This window comes from Melghirimyces algeriensis (genome assembly GCF_900182565.1).
Classification (GTDB): domain Bacteria; phylum Bacillota; class Bacilli; order Thermoactinomycetales; family DSM-45169; genus Melghirimyces; species Melghirimyces algeriensis.
This window is the reverse complement of sequence record NZ_FXTI01000001.1, coordinates 470,932-493,246: the sequence shown is the minus strand read 5'-3', so window position 1 is coordinate 493,246 and position 22,315 is coordinate 470,932. Positions and strand designations below refer to the sequence as shown.

Here is a 22,315-nt window from a genome sequence, read left to right as displayed (position 1 = left end):
ACTCCTTTATTATATTGATGGCCGATATTCACCGAAAACGTCCCGAAGCGCATGACAGATCTCTCCCACTGTCGCGTAGGCTCGCACAGCATCAAGGATATATGGCATCAAATTTTCATCGCTTTCCGCTCCCCGTTTCAACGCTGCAAGACAATCTGTTACCTTTTCACCGTCACGTTTGCCACGCAGAGCGTTCAGCCGTTTGACCTGATCTTTGGCAAGTAGGGGATCGACTTGGTATAAATCAGGCTGTTGTTCATTTTCCAAACGATAGCGATTTACCCCGACCAACACCTCTTCCCCGGATTCAATTTTCCGTTGGGTTTCCAATGCTGCATGTTGAATCTCCCGTTGCATATAACCCTGTTCCACTGCTGCAACTGCTCCTCCCATCTCATCAATTCGCTCAATATAAGAGAGCGCTCGCTTTTCAATCTCATCTGTCAGCCACTCCACATACCATGACCCTCCCAAAGGGTCCACGGTGTGGGTTACACCACTTTCATGGGCGATGATTTGCTGCGTGCGCAAAGCCACCCTTGCGGATTCTTCGGTTGGAAGCGCTAATGCTTCATCCCTTGCATTGGTGTGAAGACTTTGCGTTCCCCCCAACACCGCTGCCAAAGCCTGCAGGGTTACCCGAACCACATTGTTATCCGGCTGCTGTGCAGTTAATGTAGACCCTCCGGTTTGGGTATGAAAGCGAAGTTGCATGGAACGGGGGCTGGATGCTTGAAATCTCTCCTTCATAATCCGGGCCCATAAACGCCGGGATGCACGAAACTTGGCCACTTCCTCAAAGAAATGGTTGTGGGCATTGAAAAAGAACGAAAGTCTTGGCGCAAACCGTTCCACTTCCAATCCGGCTTTCATCGCAGCATGAACATAAGCAATTCCGTTTGCCAGGGTGAAAGCGACTTCCTGGACCGCAGTCGACCCTGCTTCACGAATATGATATCCACTGATACTGATGGTGTTCCACTTTGGAACACATTCTGCACAATAGGCAAAAATGTCCGTAATCAATCGCATAGAAGATTTCGGCGGGAAAATATACGTTCCCCGTGCAATATATTCCTTCAGTATGTCATTCTGAATCGTTCCGGTCAGTTTTTCCACCGGTACCCCTTGCTTTTCTCCAACCGCGATATACATGGCCAAAAGAACGGAAGCCGGAGCATTAATCGTCATCGAAGTGCTTACTTGATCCAGTGGAATCCCCTTTAGAAGGCGCTCCATATCCTCCAGGGAATCGATGGCGACTCCAACCTTACCCACTTCTCCTTGAGCCATGGGATCATCGGAGTCGTATCCAATTTGGGTGGGTAAATCAAAGGCTACGGAAAGCCCAGTCTGTCCTTGCTCCAACAGATACCGAAAGCGTTTGTTGGTTTCCGTAGCGGAACCGAAACCCGCATACTGACGCATGGTCCAGTTGCGGGAACGATACATGGTGGGTCGGATTCCACGGGTATAAGGATATTCACCCGGAAATCCGATTTTCTCCATATCCTGTTCGTTATGTGATGTATACAGACGGTTCACTTCAATACCGGAGAGTGTTTCAAAACGATCTTTTTGTTCCGGGTATTTTTCAAGGAGCTGAAGGGTTTTTTCTGTCCATTCCCGGTACATTTCGTCAAATGATTTATTCAACAGCTCTCCCCTCCATTCGATTCTATTTTTTCTAATCCACAGAAAGAAATTAAAAGGGCTATCATACTTAATATATCAAAAATTCACTCCTTAGTCGCTTTTCATCATACATCTGTGAGAAACAGGCAATGTTGCCAATTCTATAACCATCACCATTTCCCATTTTCTTTTTAAGTCGATGGACAGGCTATTCGCTCTCAGATAAAATAATCATTTAGAGGTGATTTTTGATGCAACCAACATGGATCAAAATGGTTGTCTATGTCATCATCTTTACACTGGTGATTTCCACGCTGATTACGAGTTCTCTCGCCTTCTTCTAATGTTCACAATTCCGTACCATTTGCCTTTTTCCCATGAGGCTCTTTCCCCATTCCTCTCCTGATCCGCAAAGATCCCATACTAGGGTCTTGCCCTTCTTCAGAATCGGACAGTATACTGAACATGGAGAGCGGAAAGGCTAAGCAGGTACGGTTCCTCCTGCTTGTTGCCTGCCGCGTAAATGCGGAATCACAGTGAAATGCAGAAAGCAGGTGAAAGAGAATGTACATGACCATTATCCTCATCTTTATCAGTATTCTTGCCGTCGTGGGTACCCTGAATAACAAACGGTCGGGTAACAAATCCGGCTTCATACTCAGCAGTATGTTCACCATCGCCACGATCGGTGTCACCCTTCTCGCCATTTATGACGAGTTGGTAGGAATCCAATAAAACAGGATTCAATCCAAGGCTTGCAGTTAAAAGCAAGCCTTGGACTTTTTTTATCAAAAAAATATCGACCTTCCTTGGAAAGCCGACGAGGTTCATGACAAAGTGGTGAAGGGAGATATCCGTCTCTTATTTATCTTTGTCAGCAGTCTCATCGACTTTCCTTGGAAAGCCGACTTTTATGTACCAGCCTCAACATATTTAATCATTCCGCTAAAGATAAGCTGGAACCCAGCTTCTTTAAAACCATTCAACAATTCTTTAGAGACACCTATACGTCCATTGATCCTTCAATCCCTTGCCCATTCTCTTTGCAAAATGGCTTCTTGCTATTGTCAGATACAGGTACCTCCGATTTCGAATGCTCTTCCATCAGGGACAAAAGCACCACCGTCCCAATGATAAAGGATGCTCCCAACCATTCCGGGAAACCAAAGGGAACCCCCAGCCACCAGACAGCCACTATTGCCGCAGTCAGAGGCTCTGCACAGGAGAGAAGAGCCGTCTCTGAGGGGCGAAGATAACGAAGACTGTCCAAATACAGAAAAAAAGGAAGCAATGTTCCCAAAAATACGACCACAGCGATCCAAACATAGGTCTTCAACTCCCACCCTGCCAGATCCACGGACCATGGTGGGTGAATAAACATCAATGCCAGCCCACCGATGAACATGGCCCACCCCACAATCATCCCTGCTCCCCACTGATTTAATAGTCGGGATGGATAGAGTGTATAGAAAGCAAGTCCCACAGCGGACGCCAAGCCCCAAAGAAGAGCGGGCAGTGAAATGGACAATGTTGATGGATTGCCTCCTGTCACCAGGAAAAATGTCCCGATCAAAGCAAACCCTACTGCCATCCACTCCCCTGCTCTTGGCATCCGGCGCAAACGAAAAGCGATCCAGACAGTGAGCAGAGCTGGTCCTAGATATTGAAGCAATGTGGCAGTGGCTGCATTGCCAGCCTCGATCGAGGCGAAAAATGTATATTGTGTCCCCACCATACCGGCAATACCCAAAATGATAATCTGCTTTTTGTCAACAGAATCTTTCCAAAGCGACAGCACTTTCTTCCTACCACTTTGAACATATGCCATCATAAGCAACAGAAAGCCCGAAATCAACAGACGAACCATCACCAACCAACCGAATTCAATTCCTTCTTCATGAAAAAGATACTGGGCAAGGGTGCCTGATGATCCCCATAACACCGCTGCACTCAACACCATTAGAAACCCTTTTACGCGATTTGGAATCCTGATCGCCAACCCCATCCCTCCCATAAAAGTAAAACGGATGTTTACGAGGATTTTTGCTGAAGGGAAATATCCTCAGAACGCAACACCGGCGTTTTTTGTTTTTGACTTACAAACCAGACCCCCAAAACCATCAGAAAGGAACCAACGATCTGTACAACCGTAAAGGATTCCTTTAAAAGGAGAATCGCCAATAAAATTCCGGAAACAGGTACGATATACATAAAGATGGCCGACCCGGAAGCACCGATCGACTGTACACCCCGGTAATAGAACCAGTTAGCCAACACACTGGGAAACAGAGCGAGATAGATTTGAAGTGTCCAAAACCCCACACTCAAACTACTCCAGCTGATCTCTCCCATTTTCGGAAGGGAGATGATTCCCAGGACCAAGGCACCCGTCAACATCGCATAAGCAGTTACCGGAAAAGGGTCCAGTTGTTTTAACACCCGATTTCCAACCAATGTATAAGTCGACCAACAAAGAGCTGCCAATAAAAATAAAAAATCACCAAACAAACGCTCTCCTGAGAACTGACCAACCACCATTTGCGAAAAAAATACCAAAGAACCGAAACACGCCAAAACCAATCCCAATACCTGTTTTTTCATAAGCTTCTCTTTAAGAAAAAGAACAGCCAGTACCGTTGTGATTAATGGGCTTGTTGTGGGAATAATCATGCTGCCATCAGAGGCTTGGGAAAAGTAAAGGGCAGAAAACAGCAAAAGATTGTAAGCCGCAACACCGATGAGACCAAGCAAGATCACCTGTCTCCAATGCGAACGCGGCAATTTTCTTTCTTCACCCTTTCCAAGCCACAATACCAACAGCATAAACAAGGCTCCCAAACCAAATCGAAAAAAAGCCGCAACCTCAGGGGGAACAGCATTTACCGCCAGTTTGGAGCCCGCAAAAGCACTTCCCCAAAAAAATGCCATCATGATCAAAGACAGATACGTCCAACGCTTTGTTTTCATCCCTCTCGTTCCTCTTCATCGGATTTTCGGATTTCATTAACCACAATGTCCATCGCTCGAAGCCAGTTTTGCTTCATCATTTGCGCGGCAGACTCACCGTCTCTCTCATTTAGCGCTTCAATAATCTTCCGGTGTTCTTCCACGGAAGCTTTTGCCGGAATCATCGAGGGATTAAAAAAGACGAACTTCATTCGCCGGATATGACGATGCAACAGTGAGGTGAATTCCGCAATATATGGATTGGCTGAGGTTTGTACGATCATCCTGTGAAAACGCTCATCCCATTCCAGCGCCAAATTGCGATTCTTTTTTGATACAGCGATCGAAAACTGCTCATTGATGTGGCGCAATTCCTGAAGGGTCTTCTCGTTGATCCGATCAACAGCAAGCTTCACGGCCAGAGAATCCAGTGCAGCCAATGGAGGATACAGCTGAAAAACATCCTGGTCACTCAGTTGTGTTACTTTGGTCTCCTTTCCGGGCTGCATTTCCACAAACCCTTGATATTCAAGGATCTGAAGCGCTTCTCTGACCGGGGTTCGACTTACACCGATCGCTTCCGCCAATTCCTTGTCAATGATTTTTTCTCCAGGCTGAAGTGTTCCATCGGTAATCCAATCTCGAACTTGACGGAATACCCGCTCCTTTGCAGATATCCGCGAATATTTCTCAAAATCACTGGGAATCGGCATGATTTCCCTCCTCCACTAACAGTTATATGCAATATATCGCATATTGCAAAAAAATACAAGATATAAAAAAAGCTCTCCCTTTAGGAAGAGAAGAGCTTTCGCTTCAATTTCCATCGATCGATCATCCAACGACTCCAGATTTCAATAGGGAGCGGTTGGTGCAGGTCTTATTACTCCTCGATGGTCTAAACCTTTGTACAAATCACCTGATTCAAAAGATCGGACGCTTTTTCCTCTCCGATATCCTTTACCAGCGCCAGTTCACTGGCCAAAATCTGCATGGCATCATCCAACATTTTCTTTTCACCGGCGCCAAGAGTTCTTTGCCTATTGATCTGGGTTAAATCGCGGATGACTTCGGTACCTTTGAAAATGTCACCCGTTTTCATCTTCTCCATATTGGCTCGATACCGTTGATTCCACGCAACGGATGCATCCACTTCACCTTCATTGATGAGAAACAGCACATCTTCCATTGTATTGGTATCCACAACCTTCCGAATTCCCAACAATTCCATTTTATCCAATGGAATCATAATTTCCATGTTCCCAATCGACATCTTCAAAATATAATAAAGCTGCTTTTTTCCCAAAATCTCTTTCTCATCAATGGATTGAATCACACCCGCACCAAATAAAGGGTATACGATCTTCTCACCAGCTTGGAACAAGATCACCACTCCCCTGTACAAATCTTAATATAAGGATACCACAAATCCGGCAGTTTGTTAAAAAATAAATATTATACCATCTGTTATGCTTTGATATCAAGATTATTTATCCGATCCGTTCACAAGGTGACGTCCAAAAATGAACAACCGGTTCCCCTTGATGGAAACCGGTTGTTGTATATGGATTAGAATGGTGTATCGGGACTGTAAGCTTCCAGACGTTTCTTCACCTGCTGCAAAAACCGTCCAGCCATTAAACCGTCCAAAATTCGGTGATCCAGTGAGAGACAGAGATTGACTAAATCCCGAACCGCAATCATCTCATCTTTGATCACTGGCTGTTTTACAATGGACTCCATCGAGAGAATCGCTGCCTGGGGATGGTTAATAATCGGTTGTGAAGCAATGGAGCCAAAAGAGCCCGTATTGTTTACGGTAAAGGTCCCTCCAGACAAATCATCCATGGTTAATGTTCCGGATCGCGTTTTTTCGGCCAGATGATGAATCGCTTTGGCCAGACCCAAAACACTTTTTTCATCGGCATCATGGATCACGGGTACATAGAGCGCATCCTCCGTGGCAACGGCTATAGAGATATTGATCCGCTTTTTCAGGATAATCCTATCCACACCCCAGGCGGAATTGAGATAAGGAAATTCCTTTAGTGAATCCACTACCGCTTTGATGAAAAACGGCATGTAAGTCAGACTGATTCCTTCTCTTTTTTTAAACGCATCCTTGTGCTTATTGCGCAATTTGACAAGACCGGTAACATCCGCCTGTATCATTGTCCAAGCATGGGGAGCCTCGTGTTTGCTCTGCACCATGCGCTGAGCAATCGTTTTTCTGACATTGGTAAGCGGGACTTCCTCATCTCCCTCTTCCCTTTGAATAGCTGTCTTCTGCTCATTGGGTTGCGCAACTGAGGCCGGCTCCGCCTTTGTTTCCGATATGGGAGAAGCTTTCTCCTGAACTGGAACCATTTCACCTGATTCAATTAATTTCAGCAGATCTTTACGGGTAATCCGACCACCTTTTCCGGTTCCCTCCACTTGTTCCAGATCAATATCATGTTCCTGAGCCAACCGCAAAACCGCTGGCGAATACCGGCGCTTCATTGAATCTTTCGGAACATCAGGCTTGGTAACCTTTTGATCCGTCTGCGCTTTTTCTGCCGGAGCTGCCGCTTTATCCTTCTCTTTTCCTTCTTCCTCCACACGACAAATCACTTCACCTACAGCCACGGTCTTTCCTTCCTCAGTCACGATCTCCGTCACCTTTCCACTAACCGTGGCAGGAACTTCCGCATTCACTTTATCTGTCGCCACTTCACAGAGAGGCTCATATTTGGAAACGGAATCCCCTGGCTCTTTGAGCCATTTGGTAATGGTTCCTTCCGTTACACTCTCACCCAGTTGGGGCATTGCAATATCCGTTGCCATCTTAAACCTCCTCGCCAGGCATTTGATGGTTTTGGCGTATTTTCATATATCGTTAAAATTCTGCTAGATCTCGAATGGCATTTGTCACTTTCTCAGGATTTAACATAAACTCTTTTTCCAATGACGGACTGTAGGGCATGGATGGAACATCGGGACCACAAAGCCGACGAACTGGAGCATCCAGTTCAAAAAAGGCTTCCTCTGCAATAACAGCCGATATTTCTCCTCCAAATCCACCCGTTACGTTATCCTCATGAATGATCAAACCTTTACCTGTCTTTGCCACCGCTTCAAGGATCGCTTCTTTATCCAAAGGAACCAGGGTACGAAGATCCAGTATATGGACACTGATTCCCTCTTTTTCCAATTCCTCGGCCGCTTTCTGCGCAAAATGAAGGGTTAAGCCATAGGAAATAACGGTTACATCCGTTCCCTCCCGCTTGACCTCAGCTTTTCCAATCGGAACCGTATAATCTTCCTCAGGAACCTCCCCTTTGATCAATCGGTAACAGCGTTTATGTTCAAAAAAGAGAACAGGATCTTCATCCCGGATGGAACTCTTTAACAGTCCCTTTACATCATATGGGGTAGAGGGCATCACAATCTTTAACCCTGGGACCCCCGTAAAAATTTTCTCCACACTTTGTGAATGATAGAGTGCACCATGCACTCCACCACCGTATGGCGCCCGAATAACCAGAGGGCAATTCCATGCATTATTTGAACGGTAACGCATCTTGGCAGCCTCACTGATAATTTGGTTTACTGCCGGTAAAATAAAATCAGCAAACTGCATTTCTGCGACTGGACGTTTTCCGTAAACGGATGCCCCAATCGAAACACCTGCAATAGCTGACTCGGTAAGTGGTGTATCCAGTACCCGTTCAGGCCCAAATGTGTCAATCAGACCATCCGTCGCCCGGAATACTCCACCGCGAACACCCACATCTTCACCCAGCACGAAAACGCGTTCATCCCGCTGCATCTCTTCCCTCAGTGCTTGAGTTACAGCATCGATATATGATATAACCGCCATGTTTTCTCCTCCTATTCCGCGTAGACGTGAGTATAGGTTTGAGCCGGGTCAGGATCAGGAGCCTGTTCAGCATAATCCGTCGCATCATCCACCTCTTTGTTGATCTCCTGATCCAGAAGCTTCTCTTTTTCTTTGTTCAACAAACCCGTCTCCTGAAGATACTTTTGAAACTGCACCAAAGGATCATTCTTTCTCGCTTCTTCCACCTCTTCAGTCCTTCTGTAGGAACGGTCATCATCATCACTGGAGTGGGGCACCAACCGATAGGAAGACGCTTCAATCAATGTGGGACCTTGACCACAACGGGCGCGATCCGCAGCGGTTTTCACGGCTTCAAACACTTTCAGCGGATCATTTCCATCCACCTGAACACCTGGCATGCCATAGCCTTGAGCCCGTGCTGCCACGCTTCCTCCAGCTAGTTGTTTTTCAACCGGAACGGAAATGGCGTACTTGTTGTTTTCGCACATAAAAATCACCGGGAGGTTGTGTACACCCGCAAAATTGAGACCTTCATGAAAATCTCCCTGGTTACTGGAACCCTCACCGAAAGAAGTAAAAGAAACAATATCTTTCTGATCCATTTTGGCAGCTAAAGCTACACCCACAGCATGCAACAATTGGGTCGTTACCGGGCTGGAACCTGATACAATCCGAAACCGGCGATCTCCATAATGCCCTGGCATCTGCCGGCCTCCGCTGTTCGGATCTTCCGCTTTGGCAAAAGCGGACAGCATCTGATCCCGTGCAGATTGCCCGAAGACCAGCACCATTCCTAGATCCCGGTAATACGGGCAAAGCCAATCCTTTTCCCGATCCAGAGCAAAGGCAGCCCCCACCTGGATCGCCTCCTGCCCTTGGCAAGAAATGACAAACGGGATTTTTCCCGCTCGATTTAACAGCCACATCCGCTCATCAATCTTGCGCGCCAACAGCATGTAACGGTACATATCCAGAACCTGCTCATCCGACAGGCCCAGTGTTTTGTGTCGCTCGTTACCCATTGACCAATCCCTCCGATCCCTTTTCCATTGGTTTCTTCTTCATAAGATTACGAATGAATCGGAACCCCTTCTATTCCCATCGCCACTTCCCCGTAAACTTCCGACAGGGTCGGATGGGGATGAATCGCTTGACTGATCTCCCACGGGGTAGCATCCATCACTTTAGCCAAACCTGCCTCGGATATCAGATCTGTCGCATGCGGACCAATGATATGAACCCCCAAAATATCTTCTGTTTCCTTGTCTGCAATCAATTTAATAAAGCCATCAGACTCTCCGAATACAAGGGATTTTCCCACTCCCCGGAATGGAAATTTACCAACTTTCAACTCATATCCCTGCTCTTTTGCTTCTTCTTCGGATAGACCGATACTTCCAATTTCGGGGCGACTGTATGTACAACGCGGAATCATCGTCGGATTCAGGGGATATGGCTGATTTCCGGCCATATGTTCCACTGCCAGAATCCCCTCGTGAGAAGCAACATGGGCCAGCTGATATCCCCCGGTCACATCCCCGATCGCATAAATGTGGGATTCTGCCGTTTGACCATATTCATTCACTTGGATAAATCCTTTTTCTTCCTTGATAGATGTATTGTGAAGGCCGATATCTTCCGTGTTGGGTTGTCTTCCAACCGAAACCAGCATCTTTTCAGCCTTTAGTGATTGGGTTGTGCCGCCTTTTTCCACCTGCAACGTAACCTGTCCATTCTCCACCTGAACTGATTCAGACAATACTTTCGCAGAGGTAAGGATTTTCACTTTTCGTTTTTTCATCAAACGGGTCATCTCTTTACTGACATCGGAGTCTTCCAACGGCAATATTCGATCCATATATTCCACAACGGTCACATCGACACCAAAGTCATTGAGCATCGATGCCCATTCTATTCCGATTACACCTCCCCCCACGATCACAATCGACTCCGGTAATTTTTCCATCTCCAGAGCATGATCGGAATACAGAATGGACTTTCCGTCTACATGGAGACCAGGTAACGTTCGAGGACGTGATCCGGTAGCGATCAGCACATATTGAGGAACTAACATCTCCGGCTCACTGCCATCCTCTTTTTCCACAGAAATCGTGCCCGGCTGTGGAGAAAAGATTGATGAACCCAGAATCCGCCCAGTCCCTTCCACAACGGTCACCCCGTTTTTCTTCAACAGGTGCTTGACTCCTTTAAAGAGTTGCTCTTTCACCTGATTCTTTCTGGATTGCACCAAGGAAAAATCCAAATGTACATTCTCGGCTTGAATACCATAGTTCTTACTCTGTTTCATCTCATGATACAATTCCGCACTTCTCAACAGCGATTTGGAAGGGATACATCCTTTATGCAGACAAACCCCTCCCACTTTCCTCTTTTCCACTACTGCTGTTTTGAAACCGAGCTGGGCTGCCCGGATGGCTGCGACATAGCCCCCTGGTCCGGCACCCAAAACGACAAGATCGTAATTTTCTGCCATGGATTCGTTCCGCTCCTTTTTCTCCACCAATTCCCAATCACTTTTTCCCCATTATCCATTTTTCCATTGGATGGACGAGGTGTCCACAGCAATTTCAAAAAGTAGTGTAACCCCTTTTATGAAAGCGCTTTCTAAATGAGGCGGGGATATGTCCATCACAGGGTATGGAAAAATAAGGAATTCAAAACCGGACACCTTTTTTCTCATAAAGCCACCCTCAACGATTGGTCATACTAAGGATATTTCGCTCATTTAACAAAAAATTGCTCCGACAATGACGCATCGACTGAATCCGTTCTTCTGCCATGCGATCTGCCGCTTTGTAAGTAGGAATCTGGTCACGCTTTGCAATTTCAAATATCCGGGTAATTGTATGATAGATATTTTCCACTTTTTTCATTGCACGTTCCCGATTATACCCCAAAAGCTCATCTGCTACATTGATCAGCCCACCGGCATTAATGACATAATCTGGCGCATAAACGATTCCCTTTTCATTTAATATGTCTCCGTGCCGTTCTTCTTTTAGTTGGTTATTGGCAGAGCCTGCGATCACTTTGCACTTTAAACGGTCAATCGTATCATCATTGATAATGGCACCCAACGCACAGGGAGAAAAAACATCACAATCCACATCATAAATCGCATCCGGTTCAACGGTCTCTGCCCCAAAATCATGAACAGCCCGTTCTACATTTTCCGGATTAATATCTGTAACAATCAAATTTACACCCTCATCATTCAAAAACTTGCAAAGATGATAGGAAACACTCCCAACGCCCTGAACGGCTACCGTTTTCCCTCGGAGAGAATCGTCACCAAATGCCTCTTTGGCTGCCGCTTTCATCCCGTGATAGACGCCAAACGCTGTGACGGGTGACGGATTTCCGCTGGAACCAAAGGCAGGAGACACTCCTGTAACAAAGTGGGTTTCTTCATGAATGATATCCATATCCTGAACGGTTGTCCCAACATCTTCCGCTGTAATATACCGCCCATTTAACCCTTGAATAAACCGGCCAAAAGCGCGGAACATCATTTCATTCTTGTCTTTTTTCGGATCACCGATGATAACAGCTTTTCCCCCACCCAAGTTTAACCCGGATGCTGCTGCCTTGTAGGTCATTCCACGAGCCAACCGCAAAGCATCCACAATCGCATCCTCTTCCGATTCATAGGTCCACATGCGTGTCCCGCCTAATGCAGGACCCAAAGTGGTATCATGAATCGCAATAATCGCCTTTAACCCGGAATCTTCATCTTGGCAGAACATGAGTTGCTCATAATCACCTTGGCTCAGATAATCAAAAATCTTCATTATACAGATTCCTCCTTTGTATGTCGCCTCATCCATACCATATGGAAAGAATGGCTCCGTTTCATAAAGCAATTTGCCGATGTTAGATTTGATTCACTGCATCAATCCTTTTATAAAGTGGAAGGATAAGACCTTATCCGAACAGAGTGATTCATAGCAAATCTATTTTTCTTCAGTTGCCGATTCACCATACATGATTGAGCAAAATCCATGCCAAATAACAGATCAGCAAAGAAAAGCCGCTTCTCAAGGGATTACCGGCTTGATCCAAAACAATCCAACCAAATATGTGCAAAAAAATGCAGACACTATGATCATCATTACCTGCAAAATTTTGCAGGTTTTAACGTAGGTTCAAGGTTTTTCAATCCCATATTTCTCCAGTTTATAGTATAGATTTCGTACGGAAATCCCCAGCTTCCGGGCCGTTTCCGTTTTGTTTCCATCCGCTTCCCGATACATACGGAGAATATGAGTTCGTTCGGCACGTGAAACGACTTCGGAAAGTTTTTTTATCCCTGAAGAATCAGGTTCATCGGCAGGAATAAAAAAATCCGGAACGGGTTGCAAGGGTAACAGATGGTCTTTGCGGATCTCCCTTTCATCATACTGCATGTGAATCATGGCTCGACCCAAGACATTTTCCAACTCGCGCACATTGCCGGGCCAGGAATAAGCCTCCAAAACACGGATCGCTTCAGGATGAATCCTTGTCACATACCGACCATATTCTTGGTTAAACTTTTTTACCAAGTGAAGAGACAAGGGGTAAAGGTCTTCCACGCGTTTCCGGAGAGGGGGAATATAAATGGGCAATACATTCAACCGATAATACAGATCTTCCCGAAACCGCTTTTCCTGCATTGCTTTCTCCAAATCCACATTGGTGGCTGCGATCACCCGGACATCGATTGGAATCGGTTTTGTGCCCCCGACACGGGTCACTTCTTTTTCCTGAAGGACTCGCAGAAGTTTGGCTTGTGTCGAGGGGGAAAGCTCTCCAATTTCATCCAGAAAAATGGTTCCTTCATTGGCTTCCTCAAAAAAGCCTTTTTTTCCCCCGCGTCGAGCACCGGTAAAAGCTCCTTCCACATAGCCAAACAGCTCGCTTTCCAGCAGATGTTCAGGGAGGGAAGCACAATTGACGCGAACAAACTGATTATATTTTCGATTGCTGGCATTGTGTATCGCATGGGCAAAAAGTTCTTTTCCGGTACCCGACTCCCCCCGAAGAAGAATGGTTGCTCTTGTATGCGCTCCCCGTCGCGCTTCTGCCAATGCGGTTTTCATCTGACCGCTTTCACCGATAATATCATCAAACGTGTATTTGGCTTCCAGCGTTCGGATAATCCGACGCACCCGCTCCAGTTCACCATACAGCTCTTTGATTTCTGACATATCGTGAATAATGGCGACACTTCCCTTCAGCTTTCCATCCGCTGTGATCGGAGCGGCATTCACTACCACATCTTTTCGATGAGGACCTACTTTCATATGCACACCCCGGACGGGTTTACCGGTTTTAAGCACCTTCATGTGCATACTTTCCCCTTCGGAAATATCCGTGTCTGCCGGTTTTCCGATCACATCGGAAGGAGCAAGACCTGTCAACCTCGTATAGGCCGGATTGATCAGCACTCCCCGCCCTTCCGTATCCACAACCGAAATGGCATCATCGGATGAATCAATGATGGATGAGAGTTGGCTTTTCATACTCTTCAAATCGGTTACCTGTCGGGCAAGCGTCGTCACTTCTGTAATATCCCGGAATACGGCAACCGCTCCAATCACATTTCCCTTCCGGTCGGTCACCGGTTCTCGATTGGTTACAATCTTCTTCCCATTGGACAGTTCCAGAGAAACATTCAACTCCGGTTGGCCGGTGTTTAGGACACGATCCAGCCGTAAATCGGGAAGAACCCCGGTGACAGATTTGCCCATTGCTCTCGACTCATCCATTCCGATCAGCCGTTTGGCAGCCCGATTAAAAAGCGTAATTCTCCCCTTTCGGTTCACCGCAATCATTCCATCATGGGTGGAATTGACAATGGCATCCAATTCCAGTTGTCGCCTTCTCCAAGCCTCAAACCACTGTTCTTTTTCCTTGATCAATTGCATAAACAGATTGGCCATTTCTCCGGATACCACCAAGGTACCCTCTTTCTTTACCTTACAAAGATGATGGTAGACATCAGGCCGCCCTGTAGCTTCCAAAACCACTTCCGGTTCTTTTTTGATAAAGTCAGAAACAACCTGACTCACGGGAATACCATATTCTTTTGCTTTAAGAACAGCAGGGGCTTGTCCGTTTACATCAACCACACCGATTACTTTCACCCGATCCTGGTCCATTTGTAAGAGAGTTTTGAGAAGTACCGTTCCTCCCTTTCCGCCGCCTACGATCAGAAAGCGTTTCATAGCCGTCCTCCCGTCACCATTCTCCGGTACTATCTTACCATACACTGATCATACGTGGCGTTTCAAAGAATAATGCGTTACTATAAGGAAAGATAAAGGGGTGGATATTGTGGTCTATCAACGGCTTCTTGCGATATTATTGCTATGCATTCCCGGTGCTGCCGGGATTTATGGCTGGAATTTAATGAAGGATATTATTTTTGAGGCCATGGCAGGAGAAGGATTCCACTGGCTTCACTTCCTTGGAGGATTGGTTCTCTTTCTGGGCGGCCTCGCTTTTCTTGCAGGTTTCTGGTTTTACCGGGACGCCAAAAACAATTATATTCAACCCATGTTTCTGTCCAAAAAGAAAAGGCAACGAAAAAAACCTTCTAAGGGCAATCATTAAAGCACAGAAAACGGTTCCCCGCCAAAGGAAACCGTTTTCTGTGCTTTAATAAAGATGAACACACGCCCGCCCGATCTAATATATGCATGTTTTTTCAATTTATCCCTTTTCCGCTCCCACCTCTCTCAATTCTTCGACAGGGACCGTTTTTTCATCATCCGGACGTTCCCGTGTATACACGCGAGCGGTCTCATTCCGATCATCCACATTCTGAATCCAAACAGGAACTCCATTCCAATGCACTTCAATGTGTTTCGGAGATTCGATAATCTGCTGTGCTCTTAAACGATTCATGACCTTTCCCCCCTTGGATTACATCATTTTATGATTCAACAGGTTTTATTCACGGCTGCTCGCTTTTCCTTTTTTCTGAAGCATGATACATTGATGAAGAATCCAAATACATTGGAGTGGTATCAATGAATGAGCGTCTGAAACAGATTACCCATTGGATAAAGAAAACGGATACAGATTTGGCCTTGATCCTCTCACCTGCCAATTTGTTCTATCTGTCTCGCTTTGAATGTGATCCCCATGAACGATTGATCGGACTCTTTATTTTTCCAGACCAAGAACCTTTTTTTATCTGTCCCCGTTTGGAAGAAAGCCGTCTGATCGCTTCCGGATGGGAATACGAAATCATTGGATATGAAGATTCTGATAACCCTTGGGATCAGGTTGAACAGGCGTTAAAAAAGCGGAGCAGTCGGCCGTATAAAAAAATAGCTGTGGAAAAGGAATCTCTCTCCTTTGCCCGTGCAGAATCCCTTTTGAACTGTTCTCCAAAGGCCCATCTGATCTCCATCACGGAAGAGTTAAACCGCTTAAGGGCAGTAAAGGATCGTGAGGAAATACAAATATTGAAGGAAGCTGCCCAATGGGCCGACTATGGAGTGAAATGCGGAATCGAGGCATTGACGGAAGGATGTACGGAATTGGAAGTGGTTGCCCAAATCGAATATGAATTAAAGAAAAAAGGCATTCGGGAAATGTCGTTTTCCACGATGGTTCTTTTTGGAGAACATTCAGGTGATCCACATGGTACTCCCGGAACCCGTCGTCTGAAGCGAGGGGATTTGGTCCTTTTTGACCTTGGAGTCGTTCTGAACGGATACTGTTCAGATATCACCCGAACCGTTGCCTTCGGGGGAATCTCTGAGGAGAAAAAAGCCATTTATAACACAGTCCTGCAAGCAGAGCAAGCAGCATTAAACTGTTGTCGTCCCGGAACTGCGTTAAAGGAAATTGACCATGCAGCCCGTAAAGTAATTGAAAAAGCCGGCTATGGGTCCCACTTCCCACATCGGGTGGGACATGGACTTGGAGTTGAAGTTCATGAAGCTCCTTCCATACATAATCAAAATGAAAACCTGCTTATGGAAAATATGACGTTTACGGTTGAACCGGGTATCTATATTCCCCAACTTGGAGGCGTTCGGATTGAAGATGACGTCCTGGTGACAAAAGAAGGGATTGAATTGCTCACCCAGTTTTCCAAAGAACTTCAAATTATTGAATGAGATGAACCACGGGTTTTCCCGTGGTTTTACCTTCTCCCCAGACGGTCAATATAAGAGAGAATGGAGCTGTTATGAATCAATCGGGTAATGGAGACGGTTTCTCCCACAATGTGACCCACGATCAACAACATCACAAACAACATGATCAACCACTGTGGAGCCATCAGGGCGATCCAAATCCCCAATTGAATCCCCAACAGATTGGAACCGCTATCTCCAAGCATAAACCTTCCAGACAAATCATCCCTTAAAATGGCGATTGCTAACCCCAACAAAGGAATAAAAAAGAATGTGTCTCCTCTGGGCAAACCGATGATAAAAAGTGAAATCCCTGTTACAATATAAAACTTAAGTGCTCTGCCCGGTCTAAGATCCAATAAATTGAGCCAGTTTGTCATCAATCCGATGAACAGGGTATGAAGAATCCACTCCTCCGTTCCAGTGGCTGTAACCACCGCTACAATCGCTGCCATGACTCCTCCTCCCGCCGCCTTTAAAAAGCCGGTCGTCAGTCGGCCTTCTTTGGCCAATGTCCGGAAGTGACCCATAAACCCTTTATCGTAATGGTTCCCGATCGTGTCATCCAACCAGCCCAAAAAAGTAACCGTAACAGAAGCGAGTAAAACCACTGCAAAAACAGAAAAAGAGAACAAAGCAATCCAACGCGCAAATCCCAATGATACAGTGGATAAAAAAAGAAGGATCGCCACCATAAAGCCACCATAAGACGTTGGAACACTCTTTCCCTGATAATTGATTGCAGTGACATCGGCTTTCAGAAGAAATGTTCTCCCCATTTCGACTGTAAGACGACCGCAAATATATGAGAAAAACAACATAAAAAGAGAAACAACAACAGTCACGCCGGCTGCCTCCAAAGACGAATCAAGGTTTTTATGATAGAAAAAAACTGTTTTCCCCGGTGAACAAATCCATCCCAATCCCGCCCGGTCTCCCTGTGACTCATCGGCAGGGGGATCTCTTTTACAGAATACCCATTGTGAAGGGCTCTTACGGTCATCCATACTTCCATTCCAAACCCAGAACCAACATCACCGATCGCAGTTACTAACTCCCGTGTCAGAGCTCGTTGACCAGACAATGTCGATTCCAAATGATATCCCGTCAACCATCTGACTCCAGTACGAGCCAGTCCTTTGACCAGTCCAAACCCTCCCTTTTTTCGGGGTGCGGGAAACCTGGCAATGGTCATATCCGTTTTCCCCTTCACCACAGGCTCCAATAAAGCCCCGCACAATTTGGCATGCTCTGTCAGATCCGCATCGACAAACAGCAGAATGTCTCCTGTCGCATACCGCACACCTTCCTGTATAGCAGCACCTTTTCCCATATTTTCAGGAATGCGGATCACGGAATCTGCATAGTGTTGAGCCACCCTAGCTGTTTTGTCTTTACTTCCATCATCCACAACAATGATTTCATTCACCATTTCCACTCGGCGCAGGTATTTCAATGTGTTTCCAATCCATTCCTCTTCGTTGTAAGCAGGTATGACTGCACTCACAACCACTGGTTTATTCATGATGCCGCCTCATTTCCATAATGATTGATCGCATTTTGGATGAAATGGATAAGTTCAACCATCTTTAAAGGTTCTTTCATCGCTTTTCCGGAAAAAAAGTAGGATCTCCTTTCCAATGGTTCAAACACGGGTCGCAATTTCTGTGACTCCGGAAGAATGAGTGGTCCAGAGTAGGTGGATTGAATATCCTGAATAAACGCTTTCCAACGAGAATGTTGCTCGTTTGGATGAAACAACAGAACAATCGCATCAAAGTGTTCAGCTGATGCAGGAAGGGTCTCCCTTTGAACGACCGTCCCTCCTGCCCATTGAATCATCCGCTTCAGACTGTCTGCCTCCGCTTTTCCCAATAATAAAACCTGTCGTCCTGTTAATTCTCCCTGAACGACTTCCTGGATGAGCGACTGATTTTGGCCTTTAAGGTTTTGAAGAACCGTTTCTTTTTTGTGCAAAGCCTGTTTCAGCTGCTCTTTTTCCAGTGTTATCTGCTCCATTCGTGCTTCTAGATGTTCAACGAGATTTTGCTCCTGCTGATCGATCCAAGCCTGTCCACCGGCACCTCCAAGAATAATGCCAATTCCCATAGCAACTAACACAGAGCTGATAAATATCAGAAACAACCGGATGGATATCATGAGATCACATCCATTAGAAGAAAATTTTCATATTGAGCCACAGTAATTTCACCACCTGAACAAAACGGGGATTGACCAGGGCTAAAGCAGTGACAGGAAACACCAGAGCAGTTGTCAGCCACAAAAAATCATACGTTCTCCATCTCCCGATCCCTCTGTATAATTGACTGATCCCTTTGATATCCACTAGCTTGGACCCCACTTTCATCCTGGTCAAAAATGTACTTGCCATCCCCATTCTGCCCTTTTCCAGAAAATCCACCATATTGGAATGGGAGCCAAGAATAATAATCCGTTCAGCTCCCTTTTCATAGGCCAAAAGCATGGCGACATCTTCACTGGTTCCCTGAAAAGGTATGAGATGCGCTTTTAGCCCCATTTGCTTGACCCGCTTTAAACCAGGAGCCTTTCCATTCAAGTAGGCATGTACAATCAATTCAGCGCCACTCATTAAGGCATCGTCTGTTACGGAGTCCATATCTCCCAGAATGATGTCAGGATGAAACCCTTGATCGATAAGAGAATCCGCCCCCCCATCCACACCGATTAACACAGGTTTCCTTTCTTTCAAAAAGGGGCGAAGCATTTTGAGATCCTTTTCATGCTCTTTTCCCCTTACGACAATCATTACATGCCGGTTTTTCATGGGTGTGTCCAGTTTTGGAGCCAATAAGGATTGACTGACAGAGTCTTGCTCTTCTGTGGCATAACGAAGTGTATTGTTTACAAAAGAATGCAATGTGACATCAATATTTTTCTTTACTTCCTCCATCTTCATGTGCAATCGTTCATCAGTCATACGATAACCCGATGCAACAGCAACCCACTCACTGCCGTTTCGTCTGCGATACAATCGGTCCTTGTGCAGGCAAAGATCATCCCCCTCTTTCACACGATTCAACACACCCATACCCACATCGTCCAACAGAGGGATTCCTGCTTCCACCAAACGGTAAGGTCCCTGTGCGGGGTATCTTCCACTAATCGACGGTGCACAATTCACAACGCCTTTTACCCGTTTTTTTATCAATGCATCTGCTGCCACCTCATCCAGATCCTGATGGTTAATCACTGCTATTTGGCCTGGACGGATGCGATGAACCAAACACTTCGTTTTTTCATCTACAACCGCAGTACCATGAAAAACCCTTTTCCGTGAGGGGTGTATACGGGTAAACATATAGGTGACTCCTTTAATTGATATGGCTGGTTTTAGTATGGGAGTCTTTTGGCAACCTCATACCTCGAAACGCTGGTAAAACAAAAAAACGCCTGTGCCGTTACATCATAACGGTACAGGACGGGTTTGTTTTACAGTTTTTTCCGTTACCCCACCTTGTGTTCAATCCGAAGTTTATCCGCCACCATAGCGATAAATTCCGAGTTGGTGGGTTTCGCTTTGCTAACATTGATGGTATAGCCAAATAACTTGCGGATCGATTCCATATTTCCCCTGCTCCATGCCACTTCAATGGCATGACGGATGGCACGCTCCACCCGACTCGGCGTGGTATTATACCGTTCGGCGATCCGAGGATACAATGTCTTGGTGATTGCTCCAAGTAATTCCACTTCATTGTAAACCATCATAATCGCTTCCCGAAGGTATAAATATCCTTTGATATGAGCAGGCACACCAATTTCATGAATGACATTCGTAATGTGGGCATCCAAATTGTCCACTTGAGTACCCGTGGAGGCTCCTGTTCTTTCGCGGGTTGTTTTCACCGGACGCCCTTGCATTTGACGGATTCGTTCTGTCAGTACATTCATGTCAAAAGGTTTTAATATGTAATAAGCAGCCCCCAGTTCAACCGCTCTCTGCGTAATGTTTTCCTGTCCAAAGGCAGTCAGCATTATGATCTTGGGAATCGTCCCCGAACGCTCAATCAGGTTTTCCAATACTCCCAAACCATCCAAATGCGGCATGATAATATCCAACAGAAGGATATCAGGTGATTCCTGTTCCAAAAGATCCATCACTTCATTTCCGTTATAGGCAACTCCTATCACTTCCATATCCTCTTGGGAATCCAGATGTTCCTTTAACAGATCGGCAAACTCCCGATTGTCATCAGCCAAGATCACTTTTATTTTATTCAAAACTGATTCCCCCTCATAACAAACAATACGCCCTTTTTTGGTTATTCCTGGTTTCGACAAACAGGGAGAACATTCCTTTTTTTACGGGTAATTTTCAAAATAAAAAACAGCGGGTAAAAGATCCCGCCGTTTTTAATAACCCTGCATCTTTCAACATCCACTCGATATAAGTTCCATAACCTGATGTTGGATCATTGACAAAGACATGAGTCACTGCACCTACCAGTTTCCCGTCCTGTAAAATGGGACTTCCGCTCATTCCCTGAACAATGCCGCCTGATTTGTTCAATAGCCGGGGGTCGGTAACCTTTATAATCATGCCTTTTGTTGCAGGAAATTTTTGATTGATCCGATGCACAATCTCAATATTATATCGTTCCACCTTTTTTCCATCGACTACGGTCAGAATCTCAGCTGGTCCTTCCTTGACCTCTTCTGCCAACCCAACGGGTATGGCACGTTTATATACGCCGGATTTCGGAGGGGCCTTCAATGTACCAAACACACCAAACTGTGTATTTTTACTGATGGAACCCAAAATGGCACTGTTGCGGAAAAATATCGCTCTCTTTTCACCTGGATCCCCTGTTTGCCCCTTTTGGATCGATGTCACTTCGGATTGAACGATTTTACCGCCTCCGACACGGATCGGCTTCCCTGTATCCACATCTGAAATCACATGACCAAGCGCTCCATACCGTTTCTTTTGCGGATCATAAAATGTTAAAGTACCTACACCCGCTGCTGAATCCCGAACATACAACCCAATTCCATAAGTCTGTTTCGTAGAATCCTTCGTTGGATACAGCATAACTTTCCTTTTTTTTCCACCCCGTTTAATCACGGTCGGAATGGATCGATTTTGATCTCCTGCTCCTTTCACCAATCGTGCCACTTCCTGAACTCCATGAATGGGCTCACCATCCATTTCCACAATATAATCCCCAACCCGAATGTCCGCTTTTGCTCCAGGTGATTCTTGATTGGCACCCACTTTATGATGACCGACAACGAGCACCCCTTCTGACTTTAATTTCACTCCAAGGGACTGACCACCTGGGATCACCTTCACATCCGGTAACACTTTGACATTCATTTTCTTTAGGGGAAGTTTGCCAAACAGGCTTAATGTCAATTGTGTTTGACCCCAATGTTTGGATAACAGTGTTAATGGATGACTTAAATCCACATCTAGGGAATTTTTATTTTTTCCATTAACGGAGAGTACATTGGGATCTGTCAGAGTTACTGTGGCAGTGGTTGGAAGAGACAAGTGAAGCTCCTTCAGATTCCCTGAAAATACACGCATTTCCGATGGAAGGGCCATAAACTGGCGAAAGGGGGTGCTACATCCAACCAGGATCATTAAAATCACTAAAATCAAACCAACCCATTGTTTTCCTCTTTTTCTATGGCCCACTGACTTCACACTCCTGCTTCCTGCCTACACCTCCACCCTCGATGTTTCCAT

General features: G+C 45.7%; 21 protein-coding genes. 3 read left to right on the top strand and 18 right to left on the bottom strand.

Translation table 11 applies throughout. From position 1 onward, the window contains the following. Positions 1-9: 9 nt before the first annotated feature. Positions 10-1,635, bottom strand: a complete 1,626-nt coding sequence (locus FN782_RS02285) for an acyl-CoA mutase large subunit family protein (RefSeq protein ID WP_185956003.1) — start codon at positions 1,633-1,635, stop codon at positions 10-12. A gap of 564 nt (positions 1,636-2,199) precedes the next feature. On the opposite strand from FN782_RS02285, the gene FN782_RS16625 reads away from it, so the two are divergent. Beyond that, the gene (locus FN782_RS16625; protein ID WP_185955981.1) at positions 2,200-2,370 is read left to right on the top strand and encodes a hypothetical protein; all 171 of its coding nucleotides are present in this window, start codon (positions 2,200-2,202) and stop codon (positions 2,368-2,370) included. Between the two features lie 268 nt (positions 2,371-2,638). Here the strand turns inward: FN782_RS16625 and FN782_RS02280 are convergent, their stop codons facing one another. The 10 genes from FN782_RS02280 to FN782_RS02235 all read right to left on the bottom strand — a co-directional run bounded on the left by FN782_RS02280 (position 2,639) and on the right by FN782_RS02235 (position 14,655). Continuing rightward, a complete protein-coding gene (locus tag FN782_RS02280; protein WP_425462666.1) occupies positions 2,639-3,634 on the bottom strand; it encodes an EamA family transporter in 996 nt (331 codons plus the stop codon). Between the two features lie 32 nt (positions 3,635-3,666). Then, complete coding sequence (locus FN782_RS02275) at positions 3,667-4,602, bottom strand: DMT family transporter (protein ID WP_142504138.1); 936 nt, start codon at positions 4,600-4,602, stop codon at positions 3,667-3,669. Continuing rightward, the gene (locus FN782_RS02270) at positions 4,599-5,294 is read right to left on the bottom strand and encodes a GntR family transcriptional regulator (protein WP_142504137.1); all 696 of its coding nucleotides are present in this window, start codon (positions 5,292-5,294) and stop codon (positions 4,599-4,601) included. Before FN782_RS02270 ends, FN782_RS02275 begins: the two co-directional genes overlap by 4 nt. A gap of 185 nt (positions 5,295-5,479) precedes the next feature. Further along, entirely contained in the window at positions 5,480-5,965 is a 486-nt protein-coding gene (locus tag FN782_RS02265) for a CarD family transcriptional regulator (RefSeq protein WP_142504136.1), read from the bottom strand. A gap of 185 nt (positions 5,966-6,150) precedes the next feature. Further along, the gene (locus FN782_RS02260) at positions 6,151-7,407 is read right to left on the bottom strand and encodes a dihydrolipoamide acetyltransferase family protein (RefSeq protein ID WP_142504135.1); all 1,257 of its coding nucleotides are present in this window, start codon (positions 7,405-7,407) and stop codon (positions 6,151-6,153) included. Positions 7,408-7,459: 52 nt separating this feature from the next. Beyond that, positions 7,460-8,443 (bottom strand): alpha-ketoacid dehydrogenase subunit beta, encoded by a 984-nt coding sequence (locus FN782_RS02255; protein ID WP_142504134.1) that lies wholly within the window; start codon positions 8,441-8,443, stop codon positions 7,460-7,462. Between the two features lie 11 nt (positions 8,444-8,454). Beyond that, on the bottom strand, positions 8,455-9,447 hold the full coding sequence (locus FN782_RS02250; RefSeq protein ID WP_142504133.1) for a thiamine pyrophosphate-dependent dehydrogenase E1 component subunit alpha: 993 nt from the start codon (positions 9,445-9,447) through the stop codon (positions 8,455-8,457). A gap of 47 nt (positions 9,448-9,494) precedes the next feature. After that, a complete protein-coding gene (lpdA, locus tag FN782_RS02245; protein WP_142504132.1) occupies positions 9,495-10,919 on the bottom strand; it encodes a dihydrolipoyl dehydrogenase in 1,425 nt (474 codons plus the stop codon). Between the two features lie 217 nt (positions 10,920-11,136). Next, positions 11,137-12,237, bottom strand: coding sequence for a Leu/Phe/Val dehydrogenase (locus tag FN782_RS02240; protein ID WP_142504131.1), 1,101 nt, complete (start codon positions 12,235-12,237; stop codon positions 11,137-11,139). A 354-nt stretch (positions 12,238-12,591) separates the two neighbouring features. Then, entirely contained in the window at positions 12,592-14,655 is a 2,064-nt protein-coding gene (locus FN782_RS02235) for a sigma 54-interacting transcriptional regulator (protein ID WP_142504130.1), read from the bottom strand. Positions 14,656-14,764: 109 nt separating this feature from the next. On the opposite strand from FN782_RS02235, the gene FN782_RS02230 reads away from it, so the two are divergent. Further along, complete coding sequence (locus FN782_RS02230; protein ID WP_142504129.1) at positions 14,765-15,043, top strand: DUF2627 family protein; 279 nt, start codon at positions 14,765-14,767, stop codon at positions 15,041-15,043. A gap of 99 nt (positions 15,044-15,142) precedes the next feature. Here FN782_RS02230 and FN782_RS02225 read toward each other — a convergent pair whose 3' ends face one another. Beyond that, complete coding sequence (locus FN782_RS02225; protein WP_142504128.1) at positions 15,143-15,337, bottom strand: H-type small acid-soluble spore protein; 195 nt, start codon at positions 15,335-15,337, stop codon at positions 15,143-15,145. 125 nt (positions 15,338-15,462) lie between these two features. Between FN782_RS02225 and FN782_RS02220 the strand changes: the two genes are divergently transcribed. Beyond that, complete coding sequence (locus tag FN782_RS02220; protein WP_142504127.1) at positions 15,463-16,563, top strand: M24 family metallopeptidase; 1,101 nt, start codon at positions 15,463-15,465, stop codon at positions 16,561-16,563. A 26-nt stretch (positions 16,564-16,589) separates the two neighbouring features. Here the strand turns inward: FN782_RS02220 and FN782_RS02215 are convergent, their stop codons facing one another. The 6 genes from FN782_RS02215 to spoIVB form a co-directional block, all read right to left on the bottom strand. After that, complete coding sequence (locus FN782_RS02215) at positions 16,590-17,426, bottom strand: hypothetical protein (RefSeq protein WP_142504126.1); 837 nt, start codon at positions 17,424-17,426, stop codon at positions 16,590-16,592. Next, on the bottom strand, positions 17,423-18,106 hold the full coding sequence (locus FN782_RS02210) for a glycosyltransferase family 2 protein (RefSeq protein WP_142504125.1): 684 nt from the start codon (positions 18,104-18,106) through the stop codon (positions 17,423-17,425). The genes FN782_RS02215 and FN782_RS02210 overlap by 4 nt, the downstream gene beginning before the upstream one ends. Beyond that, a complete protein-coding gene (locus tag FN782_RS02205) occupies positions 18,103-18,741 on the bottom strand; it encodes a copper transporter (protein WP_142504124.1) in 639 nt (212 codons plus the stop codon). The genes FN782_RS02210 and FN782_RS02205 overlap by 4 nt, the downstream gene beginning before the upstream one ends. A 13-nt stretch (positions 18,742-18,754) precedes the next feature. Further along, complete coding sequence (gene steA, locus FN782_RS02200) at positions 18,755-19,921, bottom strand: putative cytokinetic ring protein SteA (protein WP_142504123.1); 1,167 nt, start codon at positions 19,919-19,921, stop codon at positions 18,755-18,757. Positions 19,922-20,067: 146 nt separating this feature from the next. Continuing rightward, positions 20,068-20,844: a sporulation transcription factor Spo0A gene (spo0A, locus tag FN782_RS02195; protein ID WP_142504122.1), complete on the bottom strand. Its 777-nt coding sequence runs from the start codon at positions 20,842-20,844 to the stop codon at positions 20,068-20,070. A gap of 94 nt (positions 20,845-20,938) precedes the next feature. Next, positions 20,939-22,264, bottom strand: a complete 1,326-nt coding sequence (gene spoIVB / locus FN782_RS02190) for a SpoIVB peptidase (RefSeq protein ID WP_142504121.1) — start codon at positions 22,262-22,264, stop codon at positions 20,939-20,941. Between the last annotated feature and the right edge of the window lie 51 nt (positions 22,265-22,315).